The following is a 14,561-nucleotide window of genomic DNA, read 5'->3' as shown; positions in this document are numbered from 1 at the left end:
CATTTTTTCTACTGGAATCTAGGGAACAATATATTATTCTCCAGATGAACATGTTCAAAAGTCATGCTCTCCAGCTCCTCTAGCCGGGCATAAGTCAAACGATAGGTTGTACAAGCATGAGCCGGTGGGGTGAAATCAGCTGTTATTTTGCGTATTTGTCTCAATAGTTCGCCTGCTGTGTCATGTTCACTCTCAAGTTCAATTAATGCCTCGCGAAGTATGGTCAGCCCTTCTTCACTTGGATTGGCATCATATGCTAATAATTTTGGAAACTCATCTTCCTCTTCTTTAGCTGTATGCTGAAGCAGATCTTCCTTAAGTGCATTAAACAAACTATATAACTCTTCTAAATGGGGGGAATCTCCGCCATGAACCCGGTATACCTTAGTTACATTTTGGCTAATCAGGGGCAGCTCTTCACGCAGGTAATGGTGATGTTTACTCACGATATGCTCGATTAACTCTGCAGAAGGTGCTGTGTTCCATGCGAGTTCTTCTTGAGGTACCGGATATTCCTCGAACAGCTTGTTGAGATCACTAATGATCATCTCTTGATCTAGTCCACGCTCTACAGCTGCTTCAGCAAGAGGTTTGGCGCCTCCACAGCAGAAATCAATCCGTTTGGACTTGAAATAATCCGCAGCTTTTGGGAATTGTAGCACAATATCTTTTACCAGGGCATCTGGAGTAAATCCAGGTTGCACCGATTGCTTATGCTGTAAATCCGAAATTCTATCATTAGGTTGTTTAGTTTCCATAATAGTTCCTCCTCGGGATATGTGATCAGGTTCTGAAAAAATCTTTTCTACCTGTTCACCTTAACCCTGAAAGGAGTTTTGACTTGTGATTGTACTCACGAAAATTGTATCTCTTTGTTGAACGAAAAAGGTCAATTATGGAGATAAATCCCCACAATTGACCTGTCCTTTGTTTACCACACGGGCATCAATAATGTTATTTGTCTTACATTTATCTATTTGGTCACACCAAATCTGTATCTTCTATTGAACATAAGCCTGCATATACGTTCGCTTCCCCTTTGCGTCCTTCAAATAAGGTCCTAAGCCAGCAAAGCGGGAGTGATCCATATAAACACCAGTCATCCATCTGCCTTCTGTTAGGCCTCCGTTCCATTTGAGGACAAGGTCAGGGGCGGATATCCATTCCTGATATATCTTTATATTCTGATCTTTGTACTCTTTACAAGGCTTAGACTGCTCCAGAAGACGTAGATCATTAAGGTAAGTTGGCACGAAATAAGAGGATATCGTATGCAAATCATCTTCATCAAAAAAGGGCTCATCCCCTAAAAAGGGTTTGAATAATACGGTATTCTCGTACATGGACCAAATTAGGGCTTGTAGCACCATGCTTTGGCGAATGCCATTATGGAACTTATATTGTCGTTGATTACTCGCCACATTCACTTCTTGAAGAGGTTCCGTCGACTCCAGGCAATGCCGTTCACAGCCGATACATTTCCAGCCAGAAGGACTTTGAATCCATTTTTGAAAAATAGTCCCGCTATCATTGTTGCCTTTGTAGAGTGAAGAGATAATGCTGTAAGGCACGCCAATCCACGCATCCCATAAGGAATCTGGAAGATGGCTATGCAGCATGAACAACGTCTTGTCATAGATGAGCTGTACTTTGATAGAAGCGTTCTCCAGCTCAGCAACATCCTTTTTTCCATACGTTATTTCCCGGGAAAACAGGGTGGTCTTCATCTCCCTCGCCTCCTAATAGTTTTGCTATGCCTGTACTCCAGCTGAGTAGATTTGAGCAAAAACCAATATTGCAAGCGTTTCCATGCAAGGAACATACAACGTTTTTTCTATTATATTACAGATTTTTTCGATCTGTGCAAGGTTTTTATTTAAAAATTGAAAAGCCCTCCTCCGTTCTTCAGGAAAAAGGGCCACAACACGACTTTGATTTCTACTCTACCCAGCTCTCAGCCCAAGACTGAATCTGCTGCATAACAGGCTCCAGCGCACGGCCTTTGTCTGTTAGTTCATATTCAATACGCACAGGTGTTTCCGGGTATACATGTCTAACCAGAATACCCTCACCTTCCAAATCCTTCATCCGCTCGGACAGCATCTTATCGCTCATTGAAGGAATGAGGCCGGAAATATCTTTAAACCGCTTCGGTCCACTCATCAATGTCTGAATAATAAGTCCATTCCAACGTTTGCCTAAGAAAGAGAAGGCTGTCTCAAATCTGGGACACATCGAAATTTGATGTTCTTCCATTGTTCTCACCTCTCACTAGCGAAACTTACTATTAGTTAGTATATATAATATTAACACATTTCATCCCTGATGAACATCGTTTACTAAAAAAAGTTCATCTGACATTATCATTATATCCTCGTTGTCAATCCCCTGTATGTGCTTTAGATTCCCTTTTAGCGATCGCTTCTGTCACGATTTGCGCCAAGTCATCATTTCCGAATAAGGAGAGTACGCCCAGAACTGTGTCATCGGAAATATCCCCTGCTTCCTCCGCAGAAACCGTTAGGGCAAGCGCTTTTCGCAAGGCTTCATTCCCTTCTTGCTGTGGATAAGCCTGTAAATATAAACTGTGCGGGTCGAGTCCTTGATTCACGCACCACTGGGCGAATACAAGGATCATCATCTCTTCCTCACGCTTATAGCTTTCGATGATTTGTTCCTCCACTAATTTACGGTTGTCTTCCATATTTTACTCCTTTCTTAGACCTCATTCAGCAAGCTGAGCTGCCAATCTATGACTAGGCAGAACTGCTGAAGCAGCAATACTGCATAACTCTGGTGTATTTATATTGTTCAGGAAATGATCTACCACTCCACCAAAACCTCTTCTATCCAGCACCGTATCCCAGCTTCCAAAGCTCTGGGTCCGTGGCAAAGCATTTTTTTCATATAGGATGGCTTGGTCCAGATCTGCCACTTCCACCGAACGTCCATTACCGTGCAGCTCCAGCTTCTCCAAATCAACACCCGCCTCACGAAGCATGCTATACATCCCCACTGAGCCTTGCTCCCAACCCAGCATTCCAGATGCCTGCACAAGTCGCCCCTCTCCATTGGATTGAAGATTACTGCGAAGCAGCTCATACTGATCTCCACATAACCATAACAGCAGATCAAGCATATGAATCAAGTCGTCATGCACAGTCTCACGGCTGCTGCCTAACTGCAGCTTCGTGCGATGTTTAATCGCGTGGCAATGGCTAATGCCTCCGGCTTCCTCGAGCCAACTCTTGGCAGTGACATACATTGGGGCAAAACGCCGATTAAAGCCCACGCCTAGCAGCAGCCCTTTATTTTCTGCCAGCTCTGCCATCCTTCTGGATTCTTCCAGATCATAGGACAGCGGCTTATCTACATACACCGAAATCCCATGTTCGAGACATTTTGTTACTATATCATAATGGGTCGTCGTTGGGCTATGCACAAATACTGCATCCAGATCCCAAGACAACAGCTCGTCCAAATTTGTCGTACCTTTAGGAAAACGGTAGGCTTTAACAGCTTGCTCTACTGTTGTGGATGAGTGACTGAGAACCCCCACTACCTCAACTTGTCCATGCTGAGAGAGCAGTGGCAAATATACTTTGCGGGCGATATTGCCAATCCCGATGATGGCGACTCTTTTGCGTGCAGAAACGATCACTGATCTAACTCCCCTCTTTATAATTCAAGAATTTATCTCTCTCTTTGTTCTCTATAAATGCTATTATACCTGCTTGGCGTTCGCCGACAATGATCTTCACTTCAATATTTACTTTTTATCCCGTATGATGAGATGAATGAGTGGAAGAAAGGGTATATTAGCTATGAGAAAATGGTTCTCGATTATTCTTTATGTTTCGGGCACAATCCTTGCGTTTATCTACAGATATGACATCCTTAGCTGGATGAAAGAGGATCATAATCTTTTCAGCTCTATAGGGATCGCAACTTTACTGGCTCTCTTTCCAGTTGTACCGTACAAAGCGGTCATCGGATTTTTTGGTTATGCATACGGAAGTTTGGCAGGTGCTTTAATTTGCTGGGTAGCTACAACCCTTGCTGCCGCATTCCTTTTCGGCGTAGTGAAGTTCTTATTTCAAGATCAAGCGAGAGCTTATCTGACTTCTATTCCCCTACTCGAAAAATTCACAAAAGGCATAGAACGGCGGCCCTTTGCTTCTATTGTCTTAGCACGTCTCTTGCCGATTATCCCGCAGACAGCAGTTAACATCTATGCCGGAGCAGCCGGACTGCCCTTCTGGAGTTATCTTGCTGCCTCAGCTATTGGAAAAATCCCAGGCATCGCCTTGTATGCCTTCCTTGGGGATCAACTGTTCCAGAACCCTGGAAATGCGATTATAGCCATCATTGTTTATGCCATTGTGCTTATTATAGCCGGACTAAGCTTTCGTTACAGTTCACAGGAAGTAAAAAACACTAGGTAACAGAGAGCTTATTTGGCGTAAGCTGGCAGGCTGTGGTTATTTGCTTTATAATTAGATTGTGATCTATTTAATTGCATTACATGAATGGAGGGATATTAATGAGTGAACATCAGACTAACCATATAAATTCCAAGGCGGAAAAAGCAACCTTTGCAGGTGGATGCTTCTGGTGCATGGTCTCGCCGTTCGAGGAATTGCCAGGCATTATTAGTGTCGTCTCCGGCTATACTGGCGGGCATACAGTGAATCCTACCTATGAAGAGGTATGCTCCGAAACTACAGGACATGTTGAAGCCGTACAAATTACGTTCAATCCAGAAATTTTCCCTTATAACAAGCTGCTTGAGTTATTCTGGCAGCAAATTGACCCAACCGACGCGGGTGGACAATTCCATGATCGCGGCACCTCTTACGGAACGGCTATCTTCACCCATTCTGAAGAGCAGAAGCAACAAGCAGAGGCTTCCAAGGCAGCTTTGCAAGAAAGCGGCCGATTCGCTAGCCCGATTGTTACCCCGATCCTCCCGGCAGCAACCTTCTATCCTGCCGAAGAATATCATCAGGGCTACCATCGTAAGAACCCGGGCCACTACAAACGTTACCGTAAGGGTTCCGGACGAGAGGATTTTATCGAAACCCACTGGACACATAAAGAAGACAAACTAAGCTTGAAAGAACGTCTGACGCCACTTCAATATGAAGTCACTCAGAATAGCGCTACAGAGTCACCTTTCCGAAATGATTTTTGGGATCACCACGGAGAAGGCATTTATGTAGATATCGTATCTGGTGAAGCATTATTCAGTTCGCAGGATAAATACGATTCCGGTTGTGGCTGGCCCAGCTTTACACGTCCGATTCGCGATTACGCCGTGAAGGAAAAGACGGACCTCAGCCATTTGATGGTTCGCACAGAAGTGCGCAGCAAAGTAGCAGATTCCCATCTAGGTCATGTCTTCGACGATGGTCCAGGGGAAAACGGCCTGCGCTACTGCATTAATTCAGCGGCACTGCGCTTTATACCAAAAGAGGATCTGGAGAAAGAGGGCTATGGCGAGTATCGTGTACTCTTCCAGCCTGCCTAATCTTCGATAAAAGCGAAATACTGTACTGTCTTACAGAAAAGAAAAGCCTCCAATTCACGGTATACCATGAATTGGAGGCTTTTTAATTCATAGGAGCTTATTCTTTATTCTCGTCCTCGTTAGCTTTCTTATCCTTTATTGAGGTTGTCACCTTTGGCTCTGCTGGTCCAGGGAGTACCGCCTTGTTCAGTTCCCGATTTTCCTGCCGTATCCGCTGGGTCTGCTGCTCCCGTCGTGCACGGATATTTTTGCGGGCAAACCAAACGATGACTAAAATAATGCCCGCACCGATTAGAATCGGCAATGCACCTGCAAGAATTACAAAAATCCACTGAAACATAACAGATAGTGCGTTCAGGCTTCCTTTTAAAGCATCCGATGCCCGTTCTAGCAATGGACCTTGCTCTGCCTTTTCCTTCACGGCTAAGCTCTCATCCGTCTGGTACACTCTAAGCTCTACCGTTGAAAAAGATACGTTCTGATCTATATATCGCATTCTGCCTTTGATCTGCTCAATCGTTTCTTGAATCGAACCAAGCTCGTTTGCAAAGGCGACCAGATCACTTGATTTCGTTGCTTTTTTCATAAACTCTGTGTATTGAGCTTCCATTAACTGCTTTGCCTTTAGACGCGACTCCAGATCAACATACTCCTCCGAGACATCCTGACCTTGAATACTGCGCTGTAGCGATTCGTGTTTTACTTTTTCCAAATTATTCAGAAAAGGAGAGAACCCGGAGGCAGGCACCTTAAGGATAAACGTCCCTCCTTGCTCATATTGCGACATGTTTTCGTTAAACTCTATAATATATCCTTTAGCCATCGTTACCATGTCGCGGATTTCAGTCTGAGCTTTACCGTAATCTTCTACTTCCATAGTCAGATTGGCATGATAGATTAGCTTCTTGTTCAATCCTTCCACGACATCACTGCCTGTGAATCCCGCGTTCCCTTGATCCGTGTTCTCTGATGTCAAACCTTTTTCAACTGGGGCTTCGTTGCCTCCCGCTGCTGTCTCAGCTTCTGCTGAGGTGCTCTTATCCGCTAATGTAGCTTTCGAAGATTGCTCAGTGGTTGCTGCAGCAGAATTACTCGTATTTCCGCCGTCACCAGCTAATTTGTCTGCCGCCGAATTGTTATCACCCGAGCCACAACCTGCCAATACCACCGCAAGAATTAATAAACATAAGTAATGCAGACCCCATTTGCGCATTCTCATTCCTCCAAAAGTGTAGTGGTTATCCCTAGCATTGTAACGTTACGGAATGTCATGTTCTGTACAGATCTCTTCCGTCTCTCATTTCTATAACGCCCCAAAACTTGGAAGGTTGCACTGGAATATGGAATTTCGGTAAATTTCTTTTGGTCTTTCATGTTGAATACACAAAAAGCCGCATTTCTGCGGCTCTTATTGGACATATTTTTGATGTGGGAAGGTGACCCGAAAGTTAAAGAACTCATTTGCTTACAAACTCATTATTTGGTACAATTACCACGTCTAACCTAGTAAAAAAAGCCAAATACCCTCTATTCATAATGAATGAGGGCGTGACACGGCTTTGTTGAGACAAGCTCCACCTTGCTAAACAGAGCCGTTCATTGAATGATACTATCAATTACTATAAGGGGAGGTGAACCCTCATGGCAAAAGACGTAGTTTGTGAAGTTAACTCCTGCACCCACTGGGCAGAAGAGAACAAATGCAGCGCTGAATCGATCTTCGTAGCTTTCCACAGCTCCCAAGAACCAAAACGCGCAGAAGAAACAGATTGCAAAACTTTCGAAAGTAAATAAGTAAATGCCTGAAGGGACCCTCCACGGTTCCTTCTTTTTCTTTTTCATTCTAACAAGATTGAGAATTATTATCAAGTAGCTGATTATAAAAAAATAAGTGAACTAAAAAGCCAGGGTAAATTATCCTGGCTCTAATTTATTTATATCTATTTTGATGCAATAACCCCTGACTTTTCCCTCGCAATAGCAGCAGCGCTTACCATGTTACGTAGTGCATCCTCTGTCTCCTGCCAGCCACGTGTTTTCAGACCGCAATCCGGATTAATCCAGAACTGTTCAGGGTCCAGCACCCGCAGCGCACGATCGATATTCGCCGTCATTTCTTCTACAGCCGGAACCCGCGGGCTATGGATGTCATACACTCCAAGACCGATTCCTTTATCATAGGCCTGCTCCTCAAAGCTGATAATCAGCTCCCCATGGCTACGTGAAGTCTCAATGGAGATTACATCAGCATCCATAGCCGATATGGAATCGATCATGTCATTGAATTCGCTATAGCACATATGCGTATGAATTTGTGTCGTAGCCTTCACATGGTTCGTAGCAACGCGGAACGACTTCACTGCCCAGTTCAGGTAATGCTCACGGTCTTCTGCCTTAAGCGGAAGTCCTTCACGTATAGCCGGCTCATCCACTTGAATCATTTCGATGCCTGCATCTTCTAGCGCTTTTACTTCATGGCGAAGGGCAAGAGCAATTTGATTGGCTACCTCTTCCCGGCTGAGATCATCACGTACAAATGACCAATTGAGGATAGTTACAGGACCCGTCAACATTCCTTTAACCGGAAGCTTCGTCAACGATTGTGCATAGACACTTTCTTTAACAGTCATAGGCTGTATAAATGCAACATCCGCGTAGATCACCGGTGGCTTAACGCAACGGGAGCCGTAGGATTGAACCCAGCCATTACTAGTAAACAAGTATCCGTCCAGCTTTTCTCCGAAAAACTCCACCATATCTGTACGCTCGAACTCACCGTGGACCAGAACATCCAGACCTAGCTTTTCTTGGAAGGTAATTGCATCCGCGATCTGCTCACGAACAAATCCATCATAACGCTCCTGATTCCAGACCCCTTTACGCCATTTCAATCTCGCCTGACGCACTTCTACTGTCTGCGGGAAGCTACCAATTGTAGTGGTTGGCAGAAGTGGAAGCTGCCATTTCTCTTGCTGCACCTTTAAGCGTTCAGCAAAAGGCAAACTGCGTTGGTCCGGCAAAGCTGCAAGTGCAAGCACTTGCTCCGCCACATCCTTACGGCCACGCTCAGGTAGTGCGCGGAATGCTGCAATAGCTTCACGACTAGCGGCCAGCGCTGCTTTAGAAGCTTCTCCTTTATCTGCGAGGGCTGCTCCGAGCAGACTAAGCTCTGCAAGCTTCTCATCGGCAAAAGCTAACGCATTCTTAACTGTCGCCTTCAGCTTCACCTCACCTTGAACGGTGACTGGGACATGCAGCAGACTGCAAGAAGGCTGAAGAATAAGACGATCAAGCGGCACATGAACACTGAGCTTTTCTACCAGTTGCAGCTTAGCGTCTAAATCGGAACGCCAGATGTTCCGTCCATCAATAATTCCGGCACCCAGCCATTTGTCCTTCGGCCAACCAAGACGTTCGATAGAAGCCAGATTCGCTCCACCATCGTGCACAAAGTCAAGACCCAAGCCTTGAACAGGCAACTCTAGCAGTGCCTCCAACGGTTCAGCAGCTTCAAAATACGTCTGTAAAATAATATTCAAGCCCGGCACGGAGCCGGCAATTTCTGTGTATATCGAGTTAAGCAGTGTTAATTCTTCTTTACTTATGCCTGTAACAATCGCTGGCTCATCGATTTGTACCCAGCTTACCCCTTCTTGCTTCAGTTCCTGTAGCAGTTGAACATAGACTGGAACAAAACGTGCAGCAATCTTGGCGATATCTGCCGCTGCGTAACCTTTGGACAGCTTAAGGAAGGTATACAGACCTAAAAGTACCGGTTTACCTTCAATCCCTGCCTGCAATTTAGCAAAACGATAAGCCGCTAGAGGTTTATTTTCAGTCAGGCGTGGTGTTTGTGTGCCGATCTCTGGAACGATATAGTGATAGTTCGTATTGAACCATTTGGTCATCTCACAGGCAGTAGCCTCAGTATTACCACGGGCCATTGCAAAATAAAGATCAAGCCCGATGTCGCCGCCATCATACGTGTACCGTGGAGGTACAATTCCAAACATAACAGCCGTATCCAACACATGGTCATAAAAAGTAAAATCATTCACCGGAATAAGCTCAATTCCTGCCTCTTGCTGGGTCTTCAAATGCTGCAGCTGAATTGCTGCCATTTCGGAGCGGAATTGCTCTTCATTTATTTTCCCCTGCCAGTAGGCTTCCAGTGTCTTTTTCCACTCGCGGTTCTTTCCGATTCTCGGATATCCAAGATTACTTACTTTTACTTTATTCGTCATCTCGATACACTCCCTCTTCCATCTCTTATTTCAAACTCCAAAGCTACTTGCTTTCCTATAAAAAAGAGCGCCCTTCCCTAAAAAAGTCAAAGGGAAAGACGCCCATGATATACCCATGGTTAACGTCTAACACCTCCCTATCTTCCGTAGGTGAAGCAGTGCTGTTGAAACAGGCAGGTCTCCTGGCTAGCGGCGTCAACATCTTGAGCAGTCTTCCCAGCAGAAGTAAATTGCCAGTGACCTCTGTTGCTCGAGATTCTTCCGTTACAGTGGCGGGACCGCATCGGCTTCGAACCGAATTTCCCTATTAAGCCTACCGAATTACTATTTTCCGGTCAGCACCTGTCTCCGATATCATTCATCATTTGAGTGTCTTAATCTGATGTCATCATACGTGAAAGCCCCAGCAATCTGCAATAGATTACTGGGGCTTCTGTTATATCGATTCCTTATAACGGACTTAGAAAAATACGAAATATACTACAGCAGCAAGAATTATACGGTATATAGCAAACGGTAAGAGCTTGATACGATTGATCAGTTTTAAGAAGAATCGCATCGATAACAGCGCAAATAGGAAGGCACTAATAAAGCCTGCGATAAAAAACGGCAATGCATCCATGGTGAAATATTGCCAGTTTTTCATCAGTGACAACAGACTGGCACCTGCCATGATGGGTACTGCCATAATAAACGTAAAATCAGCAGCGGCACGATGGCTCATCCCGAGGAGTACGCCACCAGAAATCGTCGAGCCCGAGCGTGAAAATCCAGGCCATAACGAAAAACACTGTACAAGACCTACACCAAGTGCCTGTTTGTATGTAATCTGATCTACACTCTCAGTTCTGACCTTCTTCGGCCCAAACAGATCGGCAATAATCATTAATACAGCCCCTATCACTAGACCAATTAACACCGTTGAGGTAGAGAATAAATGCTCATCAATATAATCATTAAACAGAACACCTAACACACCTGCAGGCACTAACCCTACCAGAACCTGAGTCAGCTTGAGGTGCCCGCTCTGCTCCAACTGCGGTAGCTCCTCTGTTACAGGATCCAACTGCTTACGGCTGAAACGCTTTAAGCCTAACAAATCAATGAACCGATTTCTAAAAATCACAACAACCGCTAATATTGAACCCAGTTGAATAACTACTTTGAAGGTATTTGCCGTATATTGTCCAAATAACTCCTGTGATTTCAGCCACATATCATCAACAATAATCATATGACCCGTGGAGGATACTGGAGCAAATTCGGTTAAACCTTCAACAAGCCCCAAAATAATGGCTTTAATAATCGTTAATAGCTCCATGTGTTTCCCTCCTTTTTAATAGTCATTTCTATTATCAGTCCTCTACCCGCTTAGCCCTCAGTGTTCATTCTCCGGCTGCGTTTGCGGAAGTACAGAAACCCAAGGATAACTAATCCGCCAGCAATTAGTACATAGACTACATTGGAGTACACATCCATGTACATGGCAATGTCTTCCCAGGATTCGCCCAATGCCGCGCCAATAAGCACAAGCAGCAAATTCCATCCCAATGTGCCAATCGTTGTGAAGATCATAAATACTCCAAATTTCATGCCCGACATTCCCGCCGGAATCGAAATCAGACTGCGGACCAGCGGAACCATCCGACAAAACAATACAGTCCAATAGCCATATTTATCAAACCAGGCGTCAGCCTTGTGGATATCTTTTTTAGTGACGCGAATTAGGACCCCCCAGCGTTCAACCAGCTTCTCTAACCGGCTCACATCCAATAATCGGCCAATATAATAGAGAATTACTGCACCCAGTAGTGATCCAGCCGTGGCAGCAATGATTACACCAGGGATCGTTAAGCTCGTCGTAGTGGTCATAAATCCTCCAAAGGGCAGGATCACTTCTGAAGGAATTGGTGGAAATATATTTTCAAAGGCCAGCATCAGAAAAATACCGAAGTAACCAAACTGCTCCATAAAATCTGTAATCCATGCTTGCATCTTGTTACCCCCATTTCTCATATCAAGTTCTTCTTCAGGTTGCGTAAATAGCGGCTGCGAATAAAAAAGAAGTATAGTCCTTGAGCAGCCAAATATCCGAGTAACACCGCGCCTGTCTCCGTTGCGATAGATAAGTAGAACAACCGTTGAAGCGCAATAAAGGCAAACACACTGTGTAAAATAGCTATTCCGACCGGCACAAAAAACAACAAAGACAGCTGAATCGTAACTATTCGATTGAGTTCTTTATCCGTAAGCCCCATCTTGGACAAAGTGGAATATTGATTGCGATCATGATCAAGATCGGTATATAACCGGAAGTAAAGAAAGCTGCCTGCCGCAATAAAAAAGACAGTACCCACCAGCAAGGAAGCAAAAAGCATTGTGTTATACAATGTTTTCTGAAGCTCAAACAGCGTGCCGCTGATCACAATCGCATACGGAGAATCACTTTCATAGGACTGTTTGCCTTTATGGGCAAGATCAGCAGCGATACCTACCGTCTGCGGAAAATCCTCTACATAAAAACCTGTATAAAGATCCGTCTGCACGGGATCAATAGCGCTGTAGAGCTCATCACTGATCACGACACCACTAAAATCCCCGCCATCTCTACCATCCAGCTCCGGCAATAAATATTCGGCAATGGGGACTTGCTCGGTATAACCTATTTCTTTAATGGCAAGTCCTTGCTGCAAGGAATAGACCGCTTTTACTCTGCCTTCTGTTAAACTGCGATCCCGCTGCGAACCAATCATCACCAGACCTTCGTTGCCCACCAGAGCACGCTCAGCCGTTGTGAAACCTGCACGTTGCAGGGCGAGATTATAATCACTGAAAGCAATCAAGGGAAGGCGTAAAGTGCGATCGGGTCCAGTCTGAGCTTCGACCTCAGCATATTTAATCGGGATACTAAGCGCTTCATAAGGGAGTCCGTGCGTCTTGAGCTCTTCCTTAATTTCGTTCAGATGCTGATCAAAGGGTACACCCGTCTGATTTCCTTTGGCTACATAACCCACTGCTGCGGGATAATCCAATTTCAGCTCTCTGGAAAGTGTATGTATCGATGCAAATACCCCTACGGAAGTGAAGGAGACTGCGGATACAATCGTCACCATAAAAAACATCCGGCCATTCTCTTTCCAGCGGTAGGACAAACCGGATAAAGTGATGATATTCGTACGATGCCAATACAAGCGCCGAATGTCCTTAAGCAGCTTAACCAAACAAATACTTAGCTGGGTATAAAAGAGATACGTCCCGATAACCGTAATCGCAACGACCGGAAACATGACTTTCTCTACGGAAGCAGCTTTTGCAGTAGCCGCCATATAATAACCACTGATCAGCAGTACAGCAGAAATAATAGATAATACAAAGGATACTTTGGGTTCTTCTTCTGCCTTACGCTCTCCCTGAAACAGACGCATCAGTGACTCATTGCCGATAAAAACAAAGGTGCAAAGCGATATCAGAAAAAACAATAACACGAAGCTGCAGATCGTAAGCACAAGTGCCTGCCATGGGAGATGAAAGGTTAACAGGGGAATTCCCAAAAAAGTAGATCCGATCATCAAAAATAATTTGCCCAGAAGTAACCCGAGAAGGGTACCTGTCAGGATGGCAGAGGTGCCGATCATCATATTTTCCAGAAAAACCATGGTGTTCAGCTGTCTCTTCGTCATTCCATGCATCAATAAAATTCCGAACTCCATCTTGCGCGACTGCAGGAAGGATCCAACGGATACGAGTACGAACAAAGAACAAAAGACATAAATAATTGCCTCTGCCACCATCATCGTATGAGCCGCCGTACTATAAATTAAGCTCTTTGAAATATCCGGATGGTAAATAAACAAAGCGCACACGAAAAAGATCATCACCGAAAAAGCACTGACGACAAAATAAGCGGCATATTTGCGTTTATTACGTGTTACATTCCTATAAGCGAATTGCCGAAAGGTCATGGCTGGTTCCCCCAAGCAGAGACAGCATATCAATAATACTTTGGAAGAAAGCGCCTCTATTACTGCCCTTGTACATTTCACTATAGAAACGTCCGTCTTTAATAAAGATGACCCGGTTGCAAAAGCTCGCAGCCACTGCGTCATGCGTAACCATCAGCACCGTAGCTCCTTCTCCCTTATTCACCTCTGTCAACATATTCATGACTTCCCCTGAGGCTTTGGAATCCAGATTGCCTGTGGGCTCATCCGCCAAAATTAACGCTGGACGATGAATCATCGCCCGGGCGATAGCCGCCCGCTGCATTTGTCCGCCTGAGACCTCATACGTGCGCTTCTTCAACAAATGTTCGATGCCAAGCAAGGTAGTGACCTCTTTCAGCCTGCTCTCCATCTCTGGGACACGAGCACCTGCAAGCGTCAAAGGTAATACGATGTTTTCCTCTACAGTGAGCGTATCCAGTAGATTAAAATGCTGAAAGACGAAGCCTAGCTCATGACGGCGAAAAAGCGCCTTTTCTTTTCTGCTAAGCAGATTAGGATCTCGGCCGTTGATCAGAATCTGACCGGAGGTCGGTTGGTCGATGGTGGCAAGCGTGTTGAGCAGCGTTGTTTTCCCGCTCCCGGATGGACCCATTATGCCAACAAACTCCCCCTTTTCTACAGAAAAGCGGATATGATTCAGCGCCTGAGTGGACACTTTACCCTCATATATTTTTGATAAATTATGAACATCTAGAATGGGCAAGTGTTACCTCTCCTTCTTTCGACTGGATTGCCTTCATTATACAAAGTGTACACATGGGCTGCTATTTCTGAAACTTACAA

General features: G+C 44.9%; 14 protein-coding genes and 1 riboswitch. Of the genes, 3 read left to right on the top strand and 11 right to left on the bottom strand.

Annotated features, from left to right (window positions below; genetic code table 11):
• Positions 1–8: 8 nt before the first annotated feature.
• The 5 genes from ric to MHH63_RS05760 form a co-directional block, all read right to left on the bottom strand.
• Positions 9–704, bottom strand: a complete 696-nt coding sequence (gene ric / locus MHH63_RS05780; RefSeq protein ID WP_248548611.1) for an iron-sulfur cluster repair di-iron protein — start codon at positions 702–704, stop codon at positions 9–11.
• A 297-nt stretch (positions 705–1,001) separates the two neighbouring features.
• Complete coding sequence (locus MHH63_RS05775) at positions 1,002–1,727, bottom strand: hypothetical protein (protein WP_076302708.1); 726 nt, start codon at positions 1,725–1,727, stop codon at positions 1,002–1,004.
• 211 nt (positions 1,728–1,938) lie between these two features.
• Positions 1,939–2,256 (bottom strand): winged helix-turn-helix transcriptional regulator, encoded by a 318-nt coding sequence (locus MHH63_RS05770; RefSeq protein WP_036682958.1) that lies wholly within the window; start codon positions 2,254–2,256, stop codon positions 1,939–1,941.
• Between the two features lie 124 nt (positions 2,257–2,380).
• Positions 2,381–2,704 (bottom strand): hypothetical protein, encoded by a 324-nt coding sequence (locus tag MHH63_RS05765; protein ID WP_339169060.1) that lies wholly within the window; start codon positions 2,702–2,704, stop codon positions 2,381–2,383.
• 21 nt (positions 2,705–2,725) lie between these two features.
• The gene (locus tag MHH63_RS05760; RefSeq protein WP_370510707.1) at positions 2,726–3,658 is read right to left on the bottom strand and encodes a Gfo/Idh/MocA family protein; all 933 of its coding nucleotides are present in this window, start codon (positions 3,656–3,658) and stop codon (positions 2,726–2,728) included.
• 166 nt (positions 3,659–3,824) lie between these two features.
• Here MHH63_RS05760 and MHH63_RS05755 point away from each other — a divergent pair, with 166 nt between their 5' ends.
• Both MHH63_RS05755 and msrA read left to right on the top strand, forming a co-directional pair.
• Complete coding sequence (locus tag MHH63_RS05755) at positions 3,825–4,445, top strand: TVP38/TMEM64 family protein (RefSeq protein WP_076184190.1); 621 nt, start codon at positions 3,825–3,827, stop codon at positions 4,443–4,445.
• Positions 4,446–4,543: 98 nt separating this feature from the next.
• Entirely contained in the window at positions 4,544–5,530 is a 987-nt protein-coding gene (gene msrA / locus MHH63_RS05750; RefSeq protein WP_339281236.1) for a peptide-methionine (S)-S-oxide reductase MsrA, read from the top strand.
• A 97-nt stretch (positions 5,531–5,627) separates the two neighbouring features.
• Here the strand turns inward: msrA and MHH63_RS05745 are convergent, their stop codons facing one another.
• Entirely contained in the window at positions 5,628–6,743 is a 1,116-nt protein-coding gene (locus tag MHH63_RS05745; protein ID WP_341171311.1) for a DUF4349 domain-containing protein, read from the bottom strand.
• A gap of 428 nt (positions 6,744–7,171) precedes the next feature.
• Here MHH63_RS05745 and MHH63_RS05740 point away from each other — a divergent pair, with 428 nt between their 5' ends.
• Complete coding sequence (locus tag MHH63_RS05740; protein WP_076098619.1) at positions 7,172–7,324, top strand: DUF1540 domain-containing protein; 153 nt, start codon at positions 7,172–7,174, stop codon at positions 7,322–7,324.
• Between the two features lie 146 nt (positions 7,325–7,470).
• On the opposite strand, the gene metE is transcribed toward MHH63_RS05740, so the two are convergent.
• The 5 genes from metE to MHH63_RS05715 form a co-directional block, all read right to left on the bottom strand.
• Positions 7,471–9,774: a 5-methyltetrahydropteroyltriglutamate--homocysteine S-methyltransferase gene (metE, locus tag MHH63_RS05735; RefSeq protein WP_339281237.1), complete on the bottom strand. Its 2,304-nt coding sequence runs from the start codon at positions 9,772–9,774 to the stop codon at positions 7,471–7,473.
• Positions 9,775–9,929: 155 nt separating this feature from the next.
• A riboswitch (cobalamin riboswitch) is annotated at positions 9,930–10,135 on the bottom strand.
• Positions 10,136–10,234: 99 nt separating this feature from the next.
• Entirely contained in the window at positions 10,235–11,095 is an 861-nt protein-coding gene (locus tag MHH63_RS05730; protein ID WP_339281238.1) for an undecaprenyl-diphosphate phosphatase, read from the bottom strand.
• Between the two features lie 50 nt (positions 11,096–11,145).
• Positions 11,146–11,769, bottom strand: a complete 624-nt coding sequence (locus tag MHH63_RS05725; RefSeq protein ID WP_341171310.1) for a DedA family protein — start codon at positions 11,767–11,769, stop codon at positions 11,146–11,148.
• 17 nt (positions 11,770–11,786) lie between these two features.
• Entirely contained in the window at positions 11,787–13,736 is a 1,950-nt protein-coding gene (locus MHH63_RS05720) for an FtsX-like permease family protein (RefSeq protein ID WP_339281239.1), read from the bottom strand.
• Positions 13,711–14,481, bottom strand: coding sequence for an ABC transporter ATP-binding protein (locus tag MHH63_RS05715; RefSeq protein ID WP_280753404.1), 771 nt, complete (start codon positions 14,479–14,481; stop codon positions 13,711–13,713). The genes MHH63_RS05720 and MHH63_RS05715 overlap by 26 nt, the downstream gene beginning before the upstream one ends.
• Positions 14,482–14,561: the final 80 nt, after the last annotated feature.

The sequence above is a fragment of the Paenibacillus sp. FSL H3-0310 genome, assembly GCF_038002785.1.
Classification (GTDB): Bacteria; Bacillota; Bacilli; order Paenibacillales; family Paenibacillaceae; genus Paenibacillus_AQ; species Paenibacillus_AQ odorifer.
This window is presented reverse-complemented; position numbering and strand designations above follow the sequence as displayed.